The organism is Streptomyces sp. ISL-12 (genome assembly GCF_018614415.1).
In the GTDB taxonomy this organism is placed as follows: domain Bacteria; phylum Actinomycetota; class Actinomycetes; order Streptomycetales; family Streptomycetaceae; genus Streptomyces.
Genome location: NZ_JAGGOO010000078.1, coordinates 1 through 22,193, shown reverse-complemented (window position 1 = coordinate 22,193; position 22,193 = coordinate 1). Strand labels below are relative to the sequence as shown.

General features: G+C 70.5%; 20 protein-coding genes and 2 tRNA genes. 6 read left to right on the top strand and 16 right to left on the bottom strand.

What is annotated here, in order from left to right:
- Nucleotides 1-164: 164 nt before the first annotated feature.
- The 5 genes from J7I94_RS21650 to J7I94_RS21630 form a co-directional block, all read right to left on the bottom strand.
- Nucleotides 165-1,184, bottom strand: coding sequence for a rod shape-determining protein (locus J7I94_RS21650; RefSeq protein WP_006133575.1), 1,020 nt, complete (start codon nt 1,182-1,184; stop codon nt 165-167).
- 299 nt (nt 1,185-1,483) lie between these two features.
- On the bottom strand, nt 1,484-1,897 hold the full coding sequence (gene ndk, locus J7I94_RS21645; RefSeq protein ID WP_215169005.1) for a nucleoside-diphosphate kinase: 414 nt from the start codon (nt 1,895-1,897) through the stop codon (nt 1,484-1,486).
- Between the two features lie 105 nt (nt 1,898-2,002).
- Complete coding sequence (locus tag J7I94_RS21640) at nt 2,003-2,344, bottom strand: DUF4233 domain-containing protein (protein WP_215169003.1); 342 nt, start codon at nt 2,342-2,344, stop codon at nt 2,003-2,005.
- A gap of 6 nt (nt 2,345-2,350) precedes the next feature.
- Entirely contained in the window at nt 2,351-3,844 is a 1,494-nt protein-coding gene (locus J7I94_RS21635) for a folylpolyglutamate synthase/dihydrofolate synthase family protein (protein WP_215169001.1), read from the bottom strand.
- Between the two features lie 182 nt (nt 3,845-4,026).
- On the bottom strand, nt 4,027-6,678 hold the full coding sequence (locus tag J7I94_RS21630) for a valine--tRNA ligase (RefSeq protein ID WP_215168999.1): 2,652 nt from the start codon (nt 6,676-6,678) through the stop codon (nt 4,027-4,029).
- A gap of 136 nt (nt 6,679-6,814) precedes the next feature.
- Here J7I94_RS21630 and J7I94_RS21625 point away from each other — a divergent pair, with 136 nt between their 5' ends.
- Nucleotides 6,815-7,891 carry a hypothetical protein gene (locus tag J7I94_RS21625; protein ID WP_215168997.1) on the top strand — a complete coding sequence of 359 codons (1,077 nt, stop codon included), beginning with the start codon at nt 6,815-6,817 and terminating at the stop codon, nt 7,889-7,891.
- Between the two features lie 60 nt (nt 7,892-7,951).
- On the opposite strand, the gene clpX is transcribed toward J7I94_RS21625, so the two are convergent.
- The 5 genes from clpX to J7I94_RS21600 all read right to left on the bottom strand — a co-directional run bounded on the left by clpX (nt 7,952) and on the right by J7I94_RS21600 (nt 12,873).
- Complete coding sequence (gene clpX, locus J7I94_RS21620; RefSeq protein ID WP_215168995.1) at nt 7,952-9,241, bottom strand: ATP-dependent Clp protease ATP-binding subunit ClpX; 1,290 nt, start codon at nt 9,239-9,241, stop codon at nt 7,952-7,954.
- Nucleotides 9,242-9,431: 190 nt separating this feature from the next.
- A complete protein-coding gene (locus J7I94_RS21615) occupies nt 9,432-10,112 on the bottom strand; it encodes an ATP-dependent Clp protease proteolytic subunit (RefSeq protein WP_308114655.1) in 681 nt (226 codons plus the stop codon).
- Nucleotides 10,113-10,164: 52 nt separating this feature from the next.
- Nucleotides 10,165-10,770 carry an ATP-dependent Clp protease proteolytic subunit gene (locus J7I94_RS21610; protein ID WP_030858107.1) on the bottom strand — a complete coding sequence of 202 codons (606 nt, stop codon included), beginning with the start codon at nt 10,768-10,770 and terminating at the stop codon, nt 10,165-10,167.
- A gap of 347 nt (nt 10,771-11,117) precedes the next feature.
- Nucleotides 11,118-12,506: a trigger factor gene (gene tig, locus J7I94_RS21605; protein WP_215168993.1), complete on the bottom strand. Its 1,389-nt coding sequence runs from the start codon at nt 12,504-12,506 to the stop codon at nt 11,118-11,120.
- 290 nt (nt 12,507-12,796) lie between these two features.
- A tRNA-Pro gene (locus tag J7I94_RS21600) sits at nt 12,797-12,873 on the bottom strand.
- Nucleotides 12,874-13,036: 163 nt separating this feature from the next.
- Here J7I94_RS21600 and J7I94_RS21595 point away from each other — a divergent pair.
- A tRNA-Gly gene (locus tag J7I94_RS21595) sits at nt 13,037-13,110 on the top strand.
- Nucleotides 13,111-13,213: 103 nt separating this feature from the next.
- On the top strand, nt 13,214-13,606 hold the full coding sequence (locus J7I94_RS21590; protein ID WP_215168991.1) for a hypothetical protein: 393 nt from the start codon (nt 13,214-13,216) through the stop codon (nt 13,604-13,606).
- Nucleotides 13,607-13,624: 18 nt separating this feature from the next.
- Here the strand turns inward: J7I94_RS21590 and J7I94_RS21585 are convergent, their stop codons facing one another.
- Entirely contained in the window at nt 13,625-13,819 is a 195-nt protein-coding gene (locus J7I94_RS21585) for a hypothetical protein (RefSeq protein WP_215168989.1), read from the bottom strand.
- A 490-nt stretch (nt 13,820-14,309) separates the two neighbouring features.
- Here J7I94_RS21585 and J7I94_RS21580 point away from each other — a divergent pair, with 490 nt between their 5' ends.
- Complete coding sequence (locus tag J7I94_RS21580; RefSeq protein WP_215168987.1) at nt 14,310-15,443, top strand: acyltransferase family protein; 1,134 nt, start codon at nt 14,310-14,312, stop codon at nt 15,441-15,443.
- 71 nt (nt 15,444-15,514) lie between these two features.
- Here the strand turns inward: J7I94_RS21580 and J7I94_RS21575 are convergent, their stop codons facing one another.
- Both J7I94_RS21575 and J7I94_RS21570 read right to left on the bottom strand, forming a co-directional pair.
- A complete protein-coding gene (locus J7I94_RS21575) occupies nt 15,515-15,967 on the bottom strand; it encodes an HD domain-containing protein (protein WP_215168986.1) in 453 nt (150 codons plus the stop codon).
- A gap of 1 nt (nt 15,968) precedes the next feature.
- Nucleotides 15,969-17,165: a PP2C family protein-serine/threonine phosphatase gene (locus tag J7I94_RS21570; RefSeq protein ID WP_215168984.1), complete on the bottom strand. Its 1,197-nt coding sequence runs from the start codon at nt 17,163-17,165 to the stop codon at nt 15,969-15,971.
- A 164-nt stretch (nt 17,166-17,329) separates the two neighbouring features.
- Here J7I94_RS21570 and J7I94_RS21565 point away from each other — a divergent pair, with 164 nt between their 5' ends.
- Entirely contained in the window at nt 17,330-18,580 is a 1,251-nt protein-coding gene (locus J7I94_RS21565; protein WP_215168982.1) for a GNAT family N-acetyltransferase, read from the top strand.
- A 32-nt stretch (nt 18,581-18,612) separates the two neighbouring features.
- Here the strand turns inward: J7I94_RS21565 and J7I94_RS21560 are convergent, their stop codons facing one another.
- A complete protein-coding gene (locus tag J7I94_RS21560; RefSeq protein ID WP_215168980.1) occupies nt 18,613-19,422 on the bottom strand; it encodes an Fpg/Nei family DNA glycosylase in 810 nt (269 codons plus the stop codon).
- Nucleotides 19,423-19,492: 70 nt separating this feature from the next.
- Complete coding sequence (locus tag J7I94_RS21555) at nt 19,493-19,978, bottom strand: ribose-5-phosphate isomerase (RefSeq protein ID WP_215168978.1); 486 nt, start codon at nt 19,976-19,978, stop codon at nt 19,493-19,495.
- Nucleotides 19,979-20,131: 153 nt separating this feature from the next.
- On the opposite strand from J7I94_RS21555, the gene J7I94_RS21550 reads away from it, so the two are divergent.
- A complete protein-coding gene (locus tag J7I94_RS21550; protein WP_215168976.1) occupies nt 20,132-21,583 on the top strand; it encodes an amino acid permease in 1,452 nt (483 codons plus the stop codon).
- On the opposite strand, the gene J7I94_RS21545 is transcribed toward J7I94_RS21550, so the two are convergent.
- Complete coding sequence (locus J7I94_RS21545; protein WP_215168974.1) at nt 21,570-21,740, bottom strand: hypothetical protein; 171 nt, start codon at nt 21,738-21,740, stop codon at nt 21,570-21,572. The genes J7I94_RS21550 and J7I94_RS21545 overlap by 14 nt on opposite strands.
- Nucleotides 21,741-22,193 lie beyond the last annotated feature (453 nt).

The following is a 22,193-nucleotide window of genomic DNA, read 5'->3' as shown; positions in this document are numbered from 1 at the left end:
TGATACCTGGGCGATACGCATCCGGTACGTCAGTGGTTCTTCTGTTGTGCGGCGATGACACCCGGCCCGCCCGACGGCGCGCGCAATGGGTGTTCTCATGTCTCTATATCAACGATCCGCCGCACGAGAGGAGATCGTCTCGTACGGCGGACCCGAGCCTTACGTCATCTGCGGGGCTGGGCGTCCAGCACCTGCTGGAGCGCCTCGAACTCCTCGACGCACTTGCCGGAGCCGAGCGCCACGCTGTCCAGCGGGTCCTCGGCGATGTGGATCGGCATGCCGGTCTCCCGGCGCAGCCGCTCGTCGAGTCCGCGCAGCAGCGCGCCGCCGCCGGTCAGGACGATGCCCCGGTCCATGATGTCGCCGGACAGCTCCGGCGGGCACTTGTCGAGGGTGGTCTTGACGGCGTCGACGATGGCGTTGACCGGTTCCTCGATCGCCTTGCGTACTTCGGCGGCGGAGATGACGACGGTCTTGGGCAGCCCGGAGACCAGGTCCCGGCCGCGGATTTCGGTGTGCTCGTCGGTGTCGAGGTCGTACGCCGAACCGATCGTGATCTTGATCTGTTCGGCCGTCCGCTCACCCAGCAGGAGGGAGTACTCCTTCTTGATGTGCTGGATGATGGCGTTGTCCAGTTCGTCGCCCGCGACGCGGATGGACTGGGCGGTGACGATGCCGCCGAGGGAGATGACCGCGACCTCCGTGGTGCCGCCGCCGATGTCGACCACCATGTTGCCCGTGGCCTCGTGGACCGGCAGGCCGGAGCCGATGGCCGCGGCCATGGGCTCCTCGATGATGTGCACCTGGCGGGCGCCGGCCTGGGACGACGCCTCGATGACGGCACGGCGCTCGACGCCGGTGATGCCCGAGGGCACACAGACGACGACGCGCGGACGAGCCAGATACCGCCGCTTGTGGATCTTCAGGATGAAGTAGCGGAGCATGCGCTCGGTGATCTCGAAGTCGGCGATCACACCGTCCTTCAGAGGTCGCACGGCAACGATGTTGCCGGGCGTGCGCCCGATCATCTTCTTCGCTTCGGCGCCGACCGCGAGAATGCCACCGGTGTTGGTGTTGATGGCGACGACGGACGGCTCGTTGAGTACGATCCCGCGACCCCTGACGTACACCAGCGTGTTGGCGGTCCCGAGGTCGACAGCCATGTCACGGCCGATGAACGACATTGAGTTCCCCATCAGGATTCGACTGGCCTTCCCAGGAGCTTTTGAGGGCTTTTCAGGTCGGCGAAGTGGGTGCAGTGGCGTGAAGGCTTCCATCGTAGACGCGCTTTCGCGAACACTGCGCGAGGGTCTTCGCCATTGTCAGCAGATCACGTCCTGCCTCGCTTGTGGAGACGGGCCGACGGAGGCAAACGTTCCCCCGATCGGCACGCATATGTCACAGGGCGGCCGCTTTTGCGCGACCGCCCTGGTCAGCTGGGCCATTCGGCTGACATACCGTCAGGAAAACGAGGCTCGCCGATTCAGTCGCGGCCCGGGAAGAAGATCTTCAGCTCGCGCTCGGCGGACTCCTCGGAGTCGGAGGCGTGGATCAGGTTCTCCCGCACGATCACGCCGTAGTCGCCGCGGATGGAGCCGGGCGCCGCGGCGATCGGGTCGGTGGGGCCGGCCAGGGCGCGCACGCCCTGGATGACCCGCTCGCCCTCGACGACCATCGCGACGACCGGGCCGGAGGCCATGAACTCCACGAGCGGCTCGTAGAACGGCTTGCCCTTGTGCTCGCCGTAGTGCTGCTCCAGGGTCTCCTGGTCCAGGGTCCGCAGTTCCAGCGCGGTGATCCGCCAGCCGGCCTTGCGCTCGATACGGCTGATGATCTCGCCGGTCAGGCCACGACGGACGGCGTCGGGCTTGAGGAGGACGAGGGTGCGCTGGGTCACTGCGGGCTCCTTGGAAGGTGAGGACGGGCCATGTGGTGACTGACACTACCGGGCGTGTCGTGGCCCCGGTCACGCAGCGTCAGCCCCACAGCTGGGGTCCGGCCGTCAGGCGGCGTCCGCCTGCGCCGCGAACCTCGCCTTCGCCTCGTCGATCTTCTTGCCGTAGTGCACCGACGCCCACCACAGGCCGGCGAAGACGACCCCGAGGACGTACATCATCGGGACGACCACCCCGGACGCGATCAGGGCGATCTGCAGCACCCAGCCGAGGACGACCCCGCCGGGGCGGGTGACCACGCCGCACAGCACCACGCACAGGAACATCGCGATGCCGCTGACCGTCCACACCGTGCCCATGGTGAGGTCGGGGTCCTTCATGGCGACCAGCCCGGCGAAGCCGATCACGAAGAACTCGCCGATCAGCGTCGAGGAGCAGAGGGTACGCACGGGATGTCAGCCCCTTCCCAGCAGCAGTCGGGCCTCGCCGACGGTGATGACGGACCCGGTGACGAGGACCCCGCCGCCGGCGAACTCGCCCTCCTCCTCGGCCAGCGTGATCGCGGCCTCCAGGGCGTCCGGCAGCCGGGGCTCGACCTGGACGCGGTCGTCGCCGAACACCTCGACGGCGATGGCCGCCAGCGCGTCGGCGTCCATCGCCCGGTGACTGGAGTTCTGGGTGACGACGACCTCCGCGAAGATCGGCTCGAAGGCCTCCAGGAGCCCCCGGACGTTCTTGTCGCCGCTCGCGCCGACCACGCCGATCAGCCGGCTGAAGTCGAAGGCCTCCCCCACCGCCTCGGCGGTGGCGCGGGCGCCGGCCGGGTTGTGCGCGGCGTCCAGCACGACGGTCGGGGAGGTCCGTACGACCTCCAGACGGCCCGGCGAGGCGACGGCGGCGAACGCCTTGCGGACGGTGTCGATGTCCAGCGGGTCGGGCCGCTGGGCGCCGACTCCGAAGAACGCCTCGACGGCGGCGAGCGCGACGGCCGCGTTGTGCGCCTGGTAGGCGCCGTGCAGCGGCAGGTAGACCTCGGGGTACTCGCCGCCCAGGCCGCGCAGGGTGAGCAGCTGTCCGCCGACGGCGACCTGGCGGGCGACGACGCCGAACTCCAGGCCCTCGCGGGCCACCGTGGCGTCCACGTCCACGGCCTTCTTCAGCAGCACCTGGGCCGCGTCCACCGGCTGCTGGGCCAGGATCACGGTGGCGTCCTGCTTGATGATCCCGGACTTCTCACCGGCGATCTCGGCCGTGGTGTTCCCGAGCCGGTCGGTGTGGTCGAGGTCGATCGGGGTGACGACGGCCACGTCCCCGTCGATGACGTTGGTGGCGTCCCAGCTGCCGCCCATGCCGACCTCGACGACGGCGACGTCGACGGGGGCGTCCGCGAAGGCGGCGTACGCCATGCCGGTGAGCACCTCGAAGAACGACAGCCGGTACTCCTGCTGCCCGTCGACCATCTCGACGTACGGCTTGACGTCCTGGTACGTCTCGATGAAGCGCTCGGCGCTGATCGGGGCGCCGTCCAGGCTGATCCGCTCGGTGATCGACTGGACGTGCGGTGAGGTGTACCGGCCGGTGCGCAGCTCGAAGGCGCCGAGCAGGGCCTCGACCATGCGGGCGGTGGAGGTCTTGCCGTTGGTGCCGGTGATGTGGATGGAGGGGTACGAGCGCTGGGGCTCCCCCAGGACGTCCATCAGGGCGGCGATCCGGGTGACGGACGGCTCCAGTTTGGTCTCGCCCCAGCGGGTGGCCAGCTCGGCCTCGACCTCGCGCAGGGCCTTGTCGACCTCGGGGTCCTCGGGGCGGGCCGGCACGTCGGCCTGCGGGGGGCCGCCCTGGGTGCGCAGGGTGCGGCTGCCGGCCTCGATGACGGCGAGGTCGGGGTCGCGGGTGGTCTGCTCCGCGATCAGCTCGTCGAAGGCGTCGGACTCGTTCTGGTCGCTCACGGGGCCCAGTCTACGGAGGGGCGCCGACAAAGGTGGGGGGAGGCTTGTGCCGTCGGTCGGGTGCGGGTACACGGGGGCTGGTCGCGCCCACGCGGCGGAGCCGCATATCGGCACAGCCCCGCGCCCCTGCGGAAGTCCCCGGCGCCCATGAGGCACCGGGGACTCGTCCGAGCGGAAACGCCTTACGCCTGCGGCAGCCGGTCCAGCTGGGCCTGGATGCGGGCCATGTCCTCGTCCGCCTTGGCCAGGCGGCCGCGGATCTTGTCGACCACGTGGTCCGGGGCCTTGGCCAGGAACGCCTCATTGCCGAGCTTGGCCGTGGCCTGGGCCTTCTCCTTCTCGGCGGCGGCGAGGTCCTTGGCCAGGCGCTTGCGCTCGGCCGCCACGTCGATCGCGCCGGAGAGGTCGAGGGCGACCTCCACGCCCGCCACCGGCAGGGTCGCCGTCGCCGTGAAGGACTCGCCCTCCGGCTGGAGGCGCAGCAGCTGGCGGACGGCCGGCTCGTGCGGGGCGAGGGCCGTGCCGTCCAGGGTGAGGCGGGCCGGGACGCGCTGGCCGGGCTGGAGGCCCTGGTCGGCGCGGAAGCGGCGGACCTCGGTGATGACGGACTGGACCAGCTCGATCTCGCGCTCGGCGGCCTCGTCGCGGAAGCCGCCCGGGGCGTCAGCCCCAGGAACCAGCACAGCCGACGGCCACGGGGCGACGACGACCGACTCGCCGCCGGTCAGCGTGGTCCACAGCTCCTCGGTGACGAACGGGACGACCGGGTGCAGCAGCCGCAGCGCGACGTCCAGGACCTCGCCGAGGACGCGCTTGCTGACCTCGGCCGCGGCCCCGCCCGCCTGGAACGTGGTCTTCGACAGCTCGACGTACCAGTCGAAGACCTCGTCCCACGCGAAGTGGTAGAGGGCGTCGGAGAGCTTCGCGAACTGGAAGTCCTCGTAGTACGCGTCCACGGCGGCGACCGTGCGGTTCAGCCGGGAGAGGATCCAGCGGTCCGTGGACGACATCTCGGACGCGTCCGGCAGCGGGCCCTCGACCGTGGCGCCGTTCATCAGCGCGAAGCGCGTGGCGTTCCAGATCTTGTTGGCGAAGTTGCGGGACGCCTGGACCCAGTCCTCGCCGATGGGCACGTCGGTGCCGGGGTTGGCGCCGCGGGCCAGGGTGAAGCGGACGGCGTCGGAGCCGTACTTGTCCATCCAGTCCAGCGGGTCGACGACGTTGCCGAACGACTTCGACATCTTCTTGCCGCGCTCGTCGCGGACCAGGCCGGTCAGGGCGATGGTCTTGAAGGGGACCTCGCCGTCCATGGCGTACAGGCCGAACATCATCATCCGGGCGACCCAGAAGAAGATGATGTCGTGGCCGGTGAGCAGGACGTCGGTCGGGTAGAACTTCGCGAGGTCCGGGGTCCGCTCCGGCCAGCCCAGCGTCGAGAACGGCCACAGGCCCGACGAGAACCAGGTGTCGAGGACGTCGGTCTCCTGGTGCCAGCCCTCGCCGGTCGGCGGCTCCTCGTCGGGGCCGACGCAGACGATCTCGCCGTCCGGGCCGTACCAGACGGGGATGCGGTGGCCCCACCACAGCTGGCGCGAGATGCACCAGTCGTGCATGTTGTCGACCCAGTCGAAGTAGCGCTTCGACATGTCCTCGGGGTGGATCGCGACGCGCCCGTCGCGGACCGCGTCGCCGGCCGCCTGCGCCAGCGGGGCGACCTTGACCCACCACTGCATCGACAGCCGCGGCTCGACGGTCGTGCCGCAGCGCGAGCAGTGGCCGACGGAGTGGACGTACGGGCGCTTCTCGGCGACGATCCGGCCCTGCTCACGCAGGGCGGCGACGATGGTGGAGCGCGCCTCGAAGCGGTCCAGGCCCTGGAAGGGGCCGTGCGCGGTGATGACGGCCCGCTCGTCCATGACGGTGATCGACTCCAGGCCGTGGCGCTGGCCGATCGCGAAGTCGTTCGGGTCGTGGGCCGGGGTGACCTTGACCGCTCCGGTGCCGAACTCCGGGTCGACGTGGCTGTCGGCGACGACCGGGATGAACCGGTCGGTCAGCGGCAGCTTGATCTTCTTGCCGACCAGGTGCCGGTACCGCTCGTCGTCGGGGTGGACGGCGACGGCGGTGTCACCGAGCATCGTCTCCGCGCGGGTGGTGGCGACGACGAGCGTCTCGTCGCCCTCGCCGTACCGGATGGAGACCAGCTCGCCGTCGTCCTCCTGGTAGTTGACCTCGATGTCGGAGATGGCGGTCAGACAGCGCGGGCACCAGTTGATGATGCGCTCGGCGCGGTAGATCAGCTCGTCGTCGTAGAGGCGCTTGAAGATGGTGCCGACGGCCCGGGACAGGCCCTCGTCCATGGTGAAGCGCTCCCGGGACCAGTCGACGCCGTCGCCGAGGCGCCGCATCTGGCCGAGGATCTTGCCGCCGTACTCCTCCTTCCACTGCCAGACGCGCCGGACGAACTCCTCGCGGCCGAGGTCGTGCCGGGACTTGCCCTCCTCGGCGAGCTGCTGCTCGACCTTGTTCTGGGTGGCGATGCCGGCGTGGTCCATGCCGGGCAGCCACAGCGCCTCGAAGCCCTGCATCCGCTTGCGGCGGGTCAGCGCGTCCATCAGCGTGTGCTGGAAGGCGTGGCCCAGGTGGAGCGAGCCGGTGACGTTCGGCGGCGGGATGACGATGGTGTACGGGGGCTTCTCGCTGGTCGCGTCGGCGGTGAACCAACCCCGTTCTACCCAGCGCTCGTACAGCTTCCCCTCTACGTCGGCCGGCGTGTACTGGGTCGGCAGATCGGTCGTGGGCGCTGCTTGCGGCTGCTGAGTCTTCTCGGTCACCGGGCCAGTTTAGAGGTGCCGCGACCGAGTCCCGAAACCCGTTTCCTTTGTAACGGTGCGATCCCCGGTGCCCTGCGCGGACGGCTCCTGAGCCAGGATGTCGGGTACGCGTGAACATCTGGAGGGGAACCCAGAGATGAGTCAGAACCAGCCGGGCCCGTACGGCGGGCAGCAGCCCCCGCACCCCGGTCAGCAGCCCGGTCCGTACGGGCAGCCGGGCCCGTACGGACAGCCGCCGCAGCCACCCCAGGCACCGCAGCCCGGCTACGGCTACCCCCAGCAGCCGGCCGCCCCTCCGCAGACCCCGCCGGGCCCGCCCCAGCCGCAGCCCGGTTACGGCTACCCCCAGCAGCCCCCGCAGGGCGTGCCCCCGCAGCAGCCGCCACCGCCCTACGGGCAGCAGGCCCCCTACGGTCAGCAGGGCGGCCCCTACGGCCAGCAGCCGCCGCCGTACGGACAGCAGCCCGGACCGTACGGCCAGCAGCCGCCGTACGGACAGGCCCCCTACGGCGTCCCCCAGCCCCCGCCGCCGGCCGGCGGCAAGAAGAAGGCCGGGCTGATCACCGGCGCGGTCGCGGTGGTCGCGGCGATCGGGGTGGGCGCGTACTACGTGCTCGGCGCGGGTGGCGGTGCCGGCTCGGTGGAGGATGACGGCGCGCACAAGCTGGCGACGCCGAAGACCGTGCTGGACGGCGAGTACAAGATCCTGTCCGACAGCGGTACCGAGAACTCCGACTCCACGAAGGATTTCGCGAGCGGCGTCAAGAACGGGACGTCCGTGGTCGGTGTGTACTCGACCATGGACCTGGACAGCTACGACCCGAGCGACCCCGGTTCGCTGTCGACCGACTTCTCGACACTCATGATGATCGGTGTCTACGGGGAGATCGACGACCCCGAGGCCGCCCTGGACAACTTCTTCTCGAAGGCGCAGACGTCGTCGTCGGAGGGCTCCTCCGGCAGCGGCACCACCACGCTCGAACTCGTCGGCGAGCCCGAGTCCGTGGACATCGACGGCGCCCTCATGAAGTGCCAGCAGGCCACGGGCCTCAACCCGATCAGCGAGAAGAAGACGTCCGACTGGTTCTGCGCCTGGGCGGACCACAGCACCATCGCCATGGTGTCGCCGGGCTCGGCGGAGGCCGACATGAGCAAGGACAAGGCCGTGGACCTCACCAAGAGGCTCCGCGCGGAGGTCCGCGTCGCGTCGTGACCCGCACCCGGATGTGACGAGGGGCCCCGGTCGTCCGACCGGGGCCCCTCTCACTAGGTGCTACGCCGACTTCTGCTCGCCGGGGCCGCGTCCGCCGCGCGAGTCGCGGGGGATCAGCGTCGGGTTGACGTTGGAGAGGACCACGTCGGCCGTGATGACGACCCGGGCGACGTCCTTGCGGGACGGCACCTCGTACATCACGCCCTGGAGGACCTCCTCCATGATGGCGCGCAGGCCGCGCGCGCCGGTCTGGCGCAGGATCGCCTGGTCGGCGATGGCCTCCAGCGCCTCGCGCTCGAAGTCCAGCTCGACGCCGTCGAGTTCGAACAGGCGCTGGTACTGCTTGACCAGCGCGTTGCGCGGCTCGACGAGGATCTGGAGCAGGGCCTCGCGGTCGAGGTTGTGCACGGAGGTGAGCACCGGCAGCCGGCCGATGAACTCGGGGATCATGCCGAACTTGACCAGGTCCTCCGGCATGACCTCCTGGAAGTGGTCCTGCGACTCGCGCTCGCGCTTGGAGCGGATCTGCGCGCCGAAGCCGATGCCCTTGGCGCCGGCCCGGGCCTCGATGATCTTCTCCAGGCCCGCGAAGGCGCCGCCCACGATGAACAGCACGTTCGTCGTGTCGATCTGGATGAACTCCTGGTGGGGGTGTTTGCGGCCCCCCTGCGGCGGCACCGAGGCCGTGGTGCCCTCAAGGATCTTGAGCAGCGCCTGCTGGACGCCCTCGCCGCTCACGTCGCGCGTGATCGACGGGTTCTCGCTCTTGCGCGCGACCTTGTCGATCTCGTCGATGTAGATGATCCCGGTCTCGGCCTTCTTGACGTCGTAGTCGGCCGCCTGGATCAGCTTCAGCAGGATGTTCTCGACGTCCTCGCCGACGTACCCCGCCTCGGTGAGCGCCGTGGCGTCGGCGATCGCGAACGGGACGTTCAGCATGCGGGCCAGCGTCTGGGCCAGCAGGGTCTTGCCGGAGCCCGTGGGGCCCAGCAGGAGGATGTTGGACTTCGCCAACTCGATGGCGTCCTCGCGGCTTTGGGCGCCGCCGTTCTCACCGGCCTGGACCCGCTTGTAGTGGTTGTACACCGCGACGGAGAGCGCCTTCTTGGCGGCCTCCTGGCCGACCACGTACCCCTCGAGGAACTCGTAGATCTCGCGGGGCTTGGGGAGCTCCTCCCAGCGGACCTCGCTGGTCTCGGCCAGCTCCTCCTCGATGATCTCGTTGCAGAGGTCGATGCACTCGTCGCAGATGTAGACACCGGGCCCTGCGATGAGCTTCTTGACCTGCTTCTGGCTCTTGCCGCAGAACGAGCACTTGAGCAGATCGCCGCCGTCACCGATGCGTGCCACGGTGTGCTTCCCCTTCGCCTGGGAGACTCCTGGACGCCGAGGTCCAGCGGACTCCTGGTGCTGCCTTATGTCGACGGTACCTTGCCTGGACCCCCGTCCGGGCCCCCCTTGGCACGGTTCGCGTTGACGTGAACCGTGCGGAACCATGCCAAGGGGCGGCAGACGATACAGCCTCTCGCCTCAGCTCGTCTCAGCGGAGGGAGGAGTTGTCCATCTTCCGGGTGGTGATGATCTGGTCGATCAGACCGTAGGAGAGCGCGTCCTCGGCCGTGAGGATCTTGTCGCGCTCGATGTCCTCGCGGATCTTGTCGATCTCCTGGGTGGAGTGCTTGGCCAGCATCTCCTCCAGCTGCGTACGCATCCGCAGGATCTCGTTGGCGGCGATCTCCAGGTCGGAGACCTGGCCGCGGCCGGTCTCGCTGTAGGGCTGGTGGATCAGCACGCGGGCGTTGGGCAGCGCCATGCGCTTGCCCGGGGTGCCGGCGGCGAGCAGGACGGCGGCGGCGGAGGCCGCCTGGCCCATGCAGACCGTCTGGATGTCCGGCTTCACGTACTGCATCGTGTCGTAGATGGCCGTGAGGGCCGTGAACGAGCCACCGGGGCTGTTGATGTAGACCGAGATGTCCCGGTCGGGGTCCATCGACTCCAGGCACAGCAGCTGCGCCATGACGTCGTTGGCGGAGGCGTCGTCGATCTGGACGCCGAGGAAGATCACCCGCTCCTCGAAGAGCTTGGCGTACGGGTCGTACTCGCGCACGCCCTGGGAGGTGCGCTCGACGAAGCGGGGGATGACGTAGCGGGACTCGGCCGTGGGGCCGGTGTACTCGGCGCGGGTGCGGTCGTACAGGCCGCTGCCGGGGATGTCGTTCACAGTGTCTCCTGGAAAGAGGCTGGGGCGGTCGGCTGGGGGCGAAAGAGGGGGCTCAGGCGCCCGTGCCGCCGCCGCCCGGCATGCCCGCGGCCGTGGCGATGACGTCGTCGATGAGGCCGTACTCCTTGGCCTCGAAGGCGTCGAACCAGCGGTCGCGGTCCGAGTCGCGGGTGATCTGCTCGACCGTCTGGCCGGTGTGCTGAGCCGTGAGCTCGGCCATGCGCTTCTTCGTGTGCAGCAGCCGCTCCGCGTGGATCTTGATGTCCGAGGCGGAGCCGGCCAGGCCGGCGGAGGGCTGGTGGATCAGGATCTCGGCGTTCGGGAGCGCGAAGCGCTTGCCGGGCGTGCCCGCGCTGAGCAGGAACTGACCCATCGAGGCCGCGAGGCCCATGGCGATGGTCACCACGTCGTTCTTGATGTACTGCATGGTGTCGTAGATCGCCATACCGGCCGTGATCGAACCGCCCGGGCTGTTGATGTACAGGTAAATGTCCTTGTCCGGGTCGGAGGCAAGGAGCAGCAGCTGTGCGGTGATCTTGTTGGCGATGTCGTCGTCGACCGGCTGGCCGAGGAAGATGATCCGCTCGCCGAGCAGCCGGTTGTAGACCTGGTCGCCGAGGCCACCACCGATGGAGGGCTCGCCGGCGGCTGAGGGCATCAGATTCGTCACGTATCCACCTGCTCGTCTTACGACGGCGCCGGGCCGTCTCACGTTTCCCTGCGGGGCTGGAGCCGTATTCGGGGACTCCACTGCCCTCGTATTCATGGACCCTAACGCGCGGGTCCCTTCGGGGAATCCCGCGAAGTGGGGTGTTCGCCGGGGGCGTAGCGCCGTGGTGACTTGTCGTCGCGGGCGGCTGCGGGTGCGGTGGGGCCGCTCGCGCCCCGCGGCGGAGCCGCATATGGACACAGCCCCGCGCCCCTGGGGCGCTGCCCCGCCGCACGACGAGGAGGGCCCCGGGGTGATCCCCAGGGCCCTCCCTACGGTCTGCGAGGTGCCGAGGGTCAGCCCTCGGTCTTCTCCTCGGCGGTGTCGGCGGCGTCGGCGGCGGCCTCGGCCGGGGCCTCCGTCTCCTCCTCCTCGTCGTCGCTCAGGTCGACGATCTCGCCGTTGGTGTCCTTGACCGTGGCCTTCTCGACCACGACGGCCAGGGCCTTGCCGCGGGCGACCTCGCCGACGAGGAGCGGGACCTGGCCCTGCTCGACGACGGCCTGGGCGAACTGGTCGGGGGACATGCCGGAGGAAGCGGCGCGGCGCATGAGGTGCTCGGTGAGCTCCTCCTGGTTGACGTTGAGCTTCTCCTGCTTGACCAGCTCGTCGAGGACGAACTGGGTCTTGATGCCCTTGACCGCGGCCTCACGGGTCTCGGTCTCGAACTCCTCCTCGGTCTTGCCCTGGATCTCCAGGTACTTCGCGAGGTCGAGGCCCATCTGGCCGAGCTGGTGGTGCTCCAGGTTGTGCTTGCGGGTGTTGACCTCGTCCTCGAGGAGCTTCTCGGGGACGGGGACCTCGACCAGCTCCAGGAGCTTGTCCAGGACGCGCTCCTGGGCCTGGGTGGCCTGGTCGTACTGCTTCATGTTCTCGAGGCGCTTGCGGCTGTCGGCCTTCAGCTCGTCGAGGGTGTCGAACTCGGAGGCGAGCTGGGCGAAGTCGTCGTCCAGCTCGGGCAGCTCACGCGCGGCGACCTGGCTGACCTTGACGGTGACCTCGGCCTCCTGGCCGGCCGCCGAGCCGCCCTTCAGCTCGGAGGTGAAGGTGGCCTCGCCGCCGGCCTCCAGGCCCTTGACGGCCTCGTCGATGCCGTCGAGCAGCTCGCCGGAGCCGATGGTGTAGGAGACGCCGCTGGCGACGCCGTCCTCCAGGACCTCGCCGCCGACCTTGGCCTCCAGGTCGATGGTGACGACGTCGCCGTCCTCGGCGGCCCGCTCGACCGGGGAGGTGGAGGCGAAGCGCTCACGGAGCTGCTCGACCGACTTCTCCACGTCCTCGTCGCTGACCTCGACCGCGTCGACCTCGACCTCGATGCCGGAGAAGTCCGGGATCTCGATCGACGGGCGGATGTCGACCTCGGCGGTGAAGTTCAGCGTCTCGCCGTCCTTCAGCTCCGTGATGTCGACCTCGGGCTGGCCCAGCGGGTCCACCTCGGCCTCGTTGACGGCGTCGGTGTAGAACTTCGGGAGGGCGTCGTTGACGGCCTCCTCCAGCACCGCACCGCGGCCGAACCGCTGGTCGATGACGCGGGCCGGGATCTTGCCCTTGCGGAAGCCCTTCACCGTGACCTGCTGGTTGATCTTCTTGTACGCCGCGTCGAGGCTGTCCTTGAGCTCCTCGAAGGGCACCTCGACAGTGAGCCGAACCCGAGTCGGGTTCAGGGTCTCCACGGCGCTCTTCACGGTTCGGTCTCCTTGTGGCTGACTTCTTGGGTTCTGCCGGAGCCAGAGCGGCCCGGCCGATGTTCGCCGCCCGGGAGACTGCACAGGATGAGACACACGGGCGTGCAGCTTGCATAGTAACGGCAGCGGGTACACGGCCCAAAAGGCGATCATGTCGATCGCGGCACGATCATGCGAGGTGATCGGCCGGACGGCCGGTGGACGGCCGGTGGACGGCCTCGTGGCGACCGGCGGACAGCCATGAATGGCAGCCGGACGGCTCTCGGACGTCCGGACGGACGGCCGGTGGATGGTCGGGGTGGCGGGATTTGAACCCACGGCCTTCCGCTCCCAAAGCGGACGCGCTACCAAGCTGCGCCACACCCCGTCTGGTGCGACACGTAGGGTACATGCCGACGGCCTCTCGGACCCGCGCATTCCACGGGCTGCCGTGAAGGCCGGGTGGTGACGGCGACGGGGTGTGCGGCGAAGGGGGACGACCCGCTACGATGCCTTCAGTGCCGCGGCCGGTGATCCGCGGCGCGCGCTGTGCGGGCGTAGCTCAATGGTAGAGCCCCAGTCTTCCAAACTGGCTACGCGGGTTCGATTCCCGTCGCCCGCTCCACAGGACTCGGGGCCAGGTCGGAGGATCATTCCTCCGGCCTGGCCCCGGTCGTATCCCGGGCACCGTCCGGTCCCGGGCGTCGCGAGTGATCCAGCTTGTGCCGATGCGGCCTCTCCCGTCTCCGCGGATACCGCCGAACGAACTCCGGCCCGGCCGTCACTGGTACGCGACGGCAGTCGCGATCACCGTCGCGCTGATCGCGCTGGGCGCGGCCATCGGTGTGTCCGAGGAGGCGTGTGCCCTCACCGGTCCGGGCGACCCCGCTCTCACCGGTCCGGGGATCGACGTGTTCCTCACCCGCGGCCAGACCCGGAACGCGCTCTACGACATCGACGTGTCGCCGGCGGGTGAGTACGAGGGTCGCCTGCACCTCCGAAGGGCCGTCCCGGTACGCCGTCGGGGACCCCGCAGGCGACTGCTCGCCGAGCGTTACGGCTCCGGCGGCAGCCACCCCGCGCAGCACGCCCCGAGCGGCGGCGCACCCCGGCTTCCGTGAACCGGGACCCTGGTGGTGTCAGAAGCTGATCGAGTTGATCGTCTCCGCTATCGAGTTCATAAAGCGGTTGATCGACGGCGCCATGCCGGTGGAGGCGAGGAAGAAGCCGAAGAGCACCGCGACGATCGCGGGGCCGGCCTTGAGGGATCCCCCGCGGATGAGCACCACCAGGATGATCGCCAACAGCAGCACCACAGACAGTGAAATGGCCACAACTGATCACACCCTAGGTCGGTCCGCTCTCCCGGCCCGGGAGTACGATCTCGCGCACCCCCGCCAGGAACCATCGTGCCACCAACCCGGCCACCTCATGCGGCCGGTGACGCAACGTCTGGCCGGCGCCTCACGGGTCCGCCGGGCACCATGACGCCTCCGGCACCCCGACACCCGTGGTCCGCACAGTAATGCGAAGGAGCGCTCGGGGAGAAAGTCCGACCGGTTCGCCTCAACTTCCCCACCATGCGTTCGCAGGCATTTCGAATTGTTGCGGCGGGCACATCGAGCTGTCGTCAAGTGCCCGATTCCTCGCCCCCCTTGTCATGATGATTCGGGACAAGGGGGGCGAGGGCGGGCGGGTGGCCTCCGCTCGGGGTGTGGTGGATCGTTGCGCGTCACGGCCTTTTGGCGGCTCATATGCGGGAATGGCACAGGAATGGCACCGGGCGTTTTACGGAGCCCCACAGACAACGCTAGGGTGCCTCGAATGTTTCACGCTGCCCCGTCCCCGCACGGCGACCGCAGGACGCCGCCCCCTCCCGGCAAACAGCGCGACGCGTTCTTCGACAACGCCAAGTACCTGGCGATCGTGCTGGTCGCCATGGGCCACTCCTGGGAGCCGCTCAAGGGCGACAGCCGCGTCCTGGAGGGCCTGTACCAGGTGGTGTACGCCTTCCACATGCCGGCGTTCATCATCATCTCCGGCTTCTTCTCCCGCAGCTTCGACATGCGCCCGGACCGGCTGCGGCGGCTGATCACCGGGGTCGTCGTGCCGTACGTCCTCTTCGAGACGGCGTACTCGCTCTTCAACCGCTACGCCGGCGACACGCCGGACCAGGAGATCAGCCTCCTGGACCCCTGGTACCTGACGTGGTTCCTGATCGCGCTGTTCGTGTGGCGGCTGACCACGCCGGTCTGGAAGCTGATCCGGTACCCGCTGCCCGTCGCCCTGGTCATCGCCGCGCTGGCGTCCGTCTCGCCGGAGATCGGCGACGACCTCGACCTCCAGCGGGTGCTGCAGTTCCTGCCGTTCTTCGTGCTGGGGCTGCGGATGCAGGCCGAGCACTTCCAGTGGGTGCGCCGCCGGTGGGTGCGGATCGCGTCGGTGCCGGTGTTCGCGGCGGCCGTGGTGGCCGGCTGGTGGGCGGTGCCGCGCATGGACACCGCCTGGTTCTACCACCGTGACTCCGCCCAGGAACTGGGCGCGCCCTGGTGGACCGGGCCGGTCATGACGCTGGCGCTGTTCGGCTGCTCGCTGCTGCTGACCGCCTGCTTCTTCGCCTGGGTGCCGCGCCGGCACCTGTGGTGCACGGCCCTGGGCGCGGGCACGCTCTACGGCTACCTGCTGCACGGCTTCGTGATCAAGGGCGCCGACTCCCTGGGCCTGTTCGACCCCGCCTGGCTGCACGCGCCGCTCGGGGAGGTCTTCGTGACCGTCCTGGCCGCGGCGGCCGTCACGCTGCTGTGCACCGCTCCGGTGCGGCGGGTCTTCCGGTTCGCGACGGAGCCGACGATGGCGTGGGCCTTCCGGCCGGACGCGGCCCAGGCGGCCCGTGAGCGCGAGCGGGCGGAGCCGAGCCGGGCGCGGGGCGAGGACAGCCGGGAGAAGGTCTCCGCCTAGCGGAACACCGTCAGCGGAACGCCGTCAGCGGTCCGCCGTCGACCGGCCGCCGCCGGCGGGCCGCCGTTCGCTCAGCCCGGCAGACCGAGGAGTGCGCGCATCCGCGTGTACTTCTCGGTCAGCCGTGCGCGGGTCGCCTCGTCGAGGAGCGCGAGCCGGGCCGGGTCGGCGTTGTGCGCGAGGTCGGCCTCCTTGACCAGCAGCGCGCCGGGGGTGGCGCGGATGCGGGCGGCGTACGCCTCGGGGGGCTCCCCCGCCCGCTTGGTGACCGCGAGCACGATGTCCTTGGTACGGCGGCTCAGCGGGGCCTCGGCCAGCCAGGTGCCCGGCAGGGCGTCGTCCTCGACGGCGTCGTGCAGCCAGGCCGCCGCGATCTGCTCCTCGTCGCCGCCCCGGCGCCGTACGCCCTCGGCGACGGCGGCCAGGTGCTCGGCGTACGGGCGGCCCGCCTTGTCGGTCCGGCCCGCGTGGGCGGCGCGGGCGGTGGCCTCGACGGCGGCCAGGGACAGGACGGGTGCGCTCATGTCAGGCGTCCGCGGCCTGGGACAGTGCCTGGGCCGTGGTCGGTCCCTCCCGGCAGATCAGCAGGAGGGCCCGGTCGTCGTTGACGTCCTTCGCGACGGCCTCGATCAGGTGCCAGGCGGCGCCGTGGAAACCGCCGGCGACATAGCGGTCGGCCTCGCCGGTGAGGCGGTCGATGCCCTCGACGATGTCGCGCTCGGAGGTCTCCACCAGGCCGTCCGTGAACAGCATCAGCACGTCGCCGGGGCGCAGCGAGCCCTTCACGGGGTCGAACTGGGCGCCGTCGTACACGCCCAGCAGCGGCCCCTCCGCCGCCTTCTCCTCCCAGCGGCCGGTGCCGGCGCTGAGCTGGAGGCCCGGCGGGTGCCCGGCGGTGTACAGCTCGTAGTCGCCGGAGTCGAGGTCCAGGACGAGGTGGGTGGAGGTGGCGAAGCCCTCGTCCCAGTCCTGGCGGAGCAGGTAGCCGTTGGCGGCGGGCAGGAAGGCGTGCGGGGGCAGGCTGCCCAGCAGGCCGCCGAAGGCGCCGGAGAGCAGCAGGGCGCGGGAGCCGGCGTCCATGCCCTTGCCGGAGACGTCGGTGAGGACGACCTCCAGGGTCCGGCCGCCGTTGGTGCGGGCGGCGACCACGAAGTCGCCGGAGAAGGACTGGCCGCCGGCCGGGCGCAGCGCCATCTCGCGGTGCCAGCCCGGGGGCAGCTTGGGCAGCTTGCTCTGCACCCGGATGCGTTCGCGCAGGTCGAAGAGCATGGTGCCGCCGCGCCGCCAGGGCACGCCGACCCGGCTGCGGAACTGGGCGATCAGCAGGCCGACGAACCCGCAGGCGGCGACGACCAGGACCACGCCCGGGGTGACCCGGGAGGGGCCCTCGGTGTACGGGCCGAGCCGGACGGACTCCACGATCAGCGCGGTGGCCGCCGCCGCGTACAGGCCGAGCAGGCTGGAGGGGCGCAGCAGCAGGCCGCCGGCGACGATCGGCAGGACCAGCGCGGCCGGGGAGACCCACACGGAGTTGACCATGGTGGTGACCGCGATGACGGGCACGGTGAGCAGCAGCCCGGCCAGCGCGATCCAGTCCGAGCCGTCGCCGCGGAAGTAGTCGACGGCGGATTTGCGCAGCGCGACGCGGGCCCGGTGCCACTGCTTCTTCAACCGGGCCGGGAACGTGTCGGCTTCCGCGCGCCGCTGTCGTCCTGCTGCCATCAGTTCGGGACCCTATCCATCGGAGCGGGCGCTTGGCACGGGAGGTACCACTTGTCCCCCGTCCGAGGCCGGAGTTCACAGTGAACTGCAAGCGGGGCCGTCGTGTGGGCCACCGGGAGAAATTTCCCTGGCTCACCCCGCATCGTCCCTGATAGGCATGGTCCATGAGCATGGACAGCACGGAGCGGACGACGACCCTGCGGGTATTGCGGCAGGACGAATGGGACAGGTGGTACAACACCCTGCTGCGTGCCTTCGGCGGGGTGCCGGAGGCGCCCGAGGAGCGGGCGCTGTACAACTCCCTGACCGAGGCCGACCGTTCGCTCGGTGTCTGGGAGGGGGACGAGTGCGTCGGGACGGCGGGGGCGTTCGGTTTCCGGATGAGCGTGCCGGGCGGCGCGCTGGTGCCGACCGCGGGGGTCACGATGGTCGGCGTCGCCGCGACGCACCGGCGCCGGGGCGTGCTGACGTCGATGATGCGCCGGCAGCTGGACGACATACGTTCCTGGGGCGAGCCGCTGGCGGTGCTGACGGCGTCCGAGCCCGCGATCTACGGCCGGTTCGGCTACGGCGCGGCGACCGTCCAGGTCAGCGCGGAGATCGACACCAGTCACGTACGGCTGTCCGTCCCGGCCGGGACGGATGACGTACGGCTGCGGTACGCGGAGCCCGCGGACGTCCTCGACGCGTGCGAGGCGGTGTACGCCCGGCTGGTGCCGGGGCGGCCGGGGATGCTGGCCCGGCAGCCGGGGTGGGAGCGGCTGGGGCTGCTGGACCCGGAGAGCGGGCGGGACGGGGCGTCGCCGCTGCAGTGCGTGGTCGCGTCCCGGGACGGCGAGGTCACGGGGTACGCGCGGTTCCGGGTGCGGCCGGGGTGGGGGAAGGCCGGGCACGAGGGCACGGTGGTCCTGGCCGACCTGGAGGGGCTCGACCCGGCGACCCGGGCGGCGCTGTGGCGGTTCCTGTTCGACATCGACCTGACGACGACGCTCAGCGTGCGGGGCCGGCCGGCCGACGACGGGTGGCAGTACCAGGTCTCCGACATACGGCGGTGCCTGCCGCAGCTGCGGGACATGCTGTACGTACGGCTGGTGGACGTGGGAGCCGCGCTGGAGGCGCGGACGTACCGGACGCCGGTGGACGTGGTCTTCGAGGTCGAGGACGCCTTCTGCCCGTGGAACGCGGGGCGCTGGCGGCTGGCGGGCAACGAGAAGGGGGCGTCCTGCACCCGGACGTCCGATCCGGCGGACCTCGCCCTGTCCGTGCGGGACCTGGGCTCGGCCTATCTCGGCGGTGTGTCGCTGACCGCGCTGGGCCTGGCCGGGCGGGTGCGGGAGCTGCGGCCGGGGGCCCTGGCGGAGGCGTCGCTGGGCTTCTCCTCCGATGTCGCTCCGTGGCTGCCGCACGGCTTCTGAGCGCGGAGCGTCACCGGGCCGGGGGCCGCGGGTCAGGGGCGCTGGCAGGCCGGGCACCAGAAGAGGTTGCGGGCGGCGAGGTCGGCGGTGCGGATCTCGCCGCCGCAGATGTGGCAGGGCCGGTTCGCCCGGCGGTAGACGTAGACCTCGCCGCCGTGGTCGTCGACGCGGGGCGGGCGGCCCATCGCCTCCGGGGTGTGCTCGGGGCGGACCGTGTCGATGCGGTTGTTGCGGACGCCCTCGCGCATCAGGCCGACGAGGTCGTGCCAGAGCGCGTCCCAGAGGGCGGGGCCGATGTCCCGGCCCGGGCGGTACGGGTCGACGCCGTGCCGGAAGAGGACCTCGGCGCGGTACACGTTGCCGACGCCGGCGATGACCTTCTGGTCCATGAGCAGCGCGGCGATCGTCGTACGGCTGCGGGAGATCCGGGCGTAGGCGGCGGCCGGGTCGGCGTCCGCGCGCAGCGGGTCGGGGCCGAGGCGGTCGTGTATCGCCTGCTTCTCGGCGGGGGTGATCAGCGCGCAGGCGGTGGGGCCGCGCAGGTCGACGTGGGCGGTGTCGTTCAGCAGGCGCAACCGCACGGTGTCCGTGGGCGGGGGCGCGGGGGCCGGGCCGAAGGTGACCTTGCCGAAGAGGCCGAGGTGGATGTGGACCCAGTCGCTGTCGCGGAAACCGAGGAAGAGGTGCTTGCCGTGCGCCTCGGTGGCGGTCAGCTCCGCGCCGTCGAGGAGGGCCGCGGCGTCGGAGAACTTGCCCTGGGGGCTGGTCACCCGGACGGCCCGGCCGGCGAAGGCGGCGTCGTAGTCCTGGGCCAGCCGGTGGATCGTGTGCCCTTCTGGCACCTGCTGTCGTCCTTTTCCTCACGTCCCGCCCTGCCGTGTCCTGCGGCGGGGCGGGTACGGGCCTGCCGGTCTACTGCTGCGGGTGGTGGGCCGGGATCGGCGGGAGGTCCCCGGTCGTCTCGTACCCGGCGAGCATCTCGATGCGGCGGCTGTGCCGCTCGTCACCCGAGAAGGGGGTGTTGAGGAAGGTCTCGACGAACTTCGTCGCCTCCTCCTGGGAGTGCATGCGGGAGCCGACCGCGACGACGTTGGCGTCGTTGTGCTGACGGCCGAGCGAGGCCGTCTCCTCGCTCCAGGCCAGTGCGGCGCGTACGCCCTTGACCTTGTTGGCGGCGATCTGCTCGCCGTTGCCGCTGCCGCCGATGACGACGCCGAGGGCGCCCTCGTCCGCGGCCGTCCGCTCGGCGGCGCGGAGGCAGAAGGGCGGGTAGTCGTCCTGGGCGTCGTAGATGTGGGGCCCGCAGTCGACGGGCTCGTGGCCCGCGGCCTTCAGCCACTCGACGAGGTGGTTCTTGAGTTCGTAGCCCGCATGGTCGGAGCCGAGATACACGCGCATGCGTCGAGTGTGACACGCGGGGCAGGGGGAGGCGGCGTCGGGTGGCACGTGCGGAAAAGTGAACAGGGCCACAGAAGCGACAGAGAATCTTTGCATAACGTATCGGAATCAAAGGTTCAGGAAATTGACAGCCTCGGTTTCACTGGTCCGACTATGACCTCTCAGCCGACTCGTACCGAAGCCGCGCCCGGCCCCGAGGCCGGCGCCGCGTCCGGGACCGGGCTCAAGCCCGGCCTCAAGAACCGCCATCTGACCATGATCGCCATCGGCGGTGTCATCGGCGCCGGCCTGTTCGTGGGCTCCGGCACCGGTATCGCCGCCGCCGGTCCCGGCATCCTGCTGTCGTACGCGCTCGTCGGCACGCTGGTGGTGCTGGTGATGCGGATGCTGGGCGAGATGTCCGTGGCCAATCCGACCTCCGGTTCGTTCTCCGCGCACGCCGACCGGGCGCTGGGGCGGTGGGCCGGTTTCTCCATCGGCTGGCTGTACTGGTTCTTCTGGGTGGTGGTGCTGGCGGTCGAGGCGACCGCCGGGGCGTCGATCCTGGAGGAGTGGGTCCCGGCCGTGCCCCAGTGGGGGTGGGCGCTGATCGTGATGATCGTGCTGACCGCCACCAACCTCGTCTCCGTCGGCTCCTACGGGGAGTTCGAGTTCTGGTTCGCCGGGATCAAGGTCGTCGCCATCGCGGCGTTCATCGTCGTCGGCGGGCTGGCCGTGTTCGGCGTGCTGCCCGGGGCCGACACCGATCAGGCGGGGCTGTCCAACCTGACGGAGCACGGCGGCTTCCTGCCCAACGGGCCCGGCGCCATCCTCACCGGCGTCCTGCTCGTCGTCTTCTCGTTCATGGGCAGTGAGATCCCGACGCTGGCGGCCGGCGAGTCCGACGATCCGCAGCGGGCGGTGGCCAAGGCGACCAACAGCGTCATCTGGCGGATCGCCGTCTTCTACCTGGGGTCGATCCTCGTGGTGGTGTCCCTGCTCCCCTGGGACAGCGCGTCGATCACCGAGGAGGGCTCCTACGTCGCCGCGCTGGACTCGCTGGGCATCCCGCACGCCGGGCAGATCATGAACGTCATCGTGCTGTCCGCCGTACTGTCCTGCCTCAACTCGGGGCTCTACACCGCGTCCCGGATGGCCTTCTCGCTGGGTGAGCGCGGGGACGCGCCGCGGTCGTTCGCGCGGACCACCCCGGGCGGGGTGCCGCGGACGGCGATCCTCACCTCGGTGGCGTTCGGCTTCCTCGCCGTCTTCTTCAACTACAAGTGGCCCGACTCCGTCTTCCTCTTCCTCGTCAACTCCTCGGGCGCGGTGGCCCTGTTCGTCTGGCTGGTGATCTGCTTCTCGCAGCTGCGGATGCGGCGGATCATCGAGGCGGAGGCGCCGGAGAAGCTGGTCGTGCGGATGTGGCTGTACCCGTATCTGACCTGGGCGACGGCGGCGCTGATCGTCTTCGTGCTGGGCTACATGCTGACCGACACCGAGCACGACGGACGGACGACGATCCTGCTGTCGCTGCTGGTGGCGGCGGTGGTGCTGGTGGTCGCGCTGGTCCGGGAACGGGTCGGGCGCGGGCGCGAGCGCGAGCACGGGGTCAGAGCAGAGTGAAGCCGGCCTCGACCTTCTCGTAGACCTTCAGGGCGTCCTCCTCGGTCTTGGGCTGGTACCAGGTGTTGACCTGGTACGCCGTGCCGTCGGCGGTGAAGCCGGGCAGCCGGGCGTGCCAGGGGACGTCCTTGAGGGTGAAGGTGTACTCCCGGATCACCGCCGGGTGTTCGCGGAACGTCGTCTCCGCCGGGCGGATCTTGCGGTAGTTCTCGCCCTGGTGGGCGTTGCGCTCGGAGGTCTGCCAGGTCTCCAGCAGGTCGCCGGGCGAGGGCGGACTTGGCGACCAGTTCCTGCCGTCCGTCCGGCGCGGTGTAGTGCGCCTCCGAGCCCGTCCTCACATCCCGCCGCCGGCCGCCGGGCGGCGCCCAGGCGAAGCCGCCGGCCTCCGCTCGCGCGCCGGGCGGCGGGCTGGGCGGGCGGGAGGTGCCTTCGGCGGTGGGAGTGGAGGCGGTGGACGCGGTGACTCCCGCGTGGCTGCCCTCGCCGCTCTTGCCGGCCCGGCCGCCCTCGCCGCCGGTGTCCGTCACCAGGACGGCCGCTGTGACGGCGCCGGTGGTGGCCGCTGCCGCGGTGGTGGTGAGGAGGGCGGTGCGGCGGCGGGGGTGGGGGC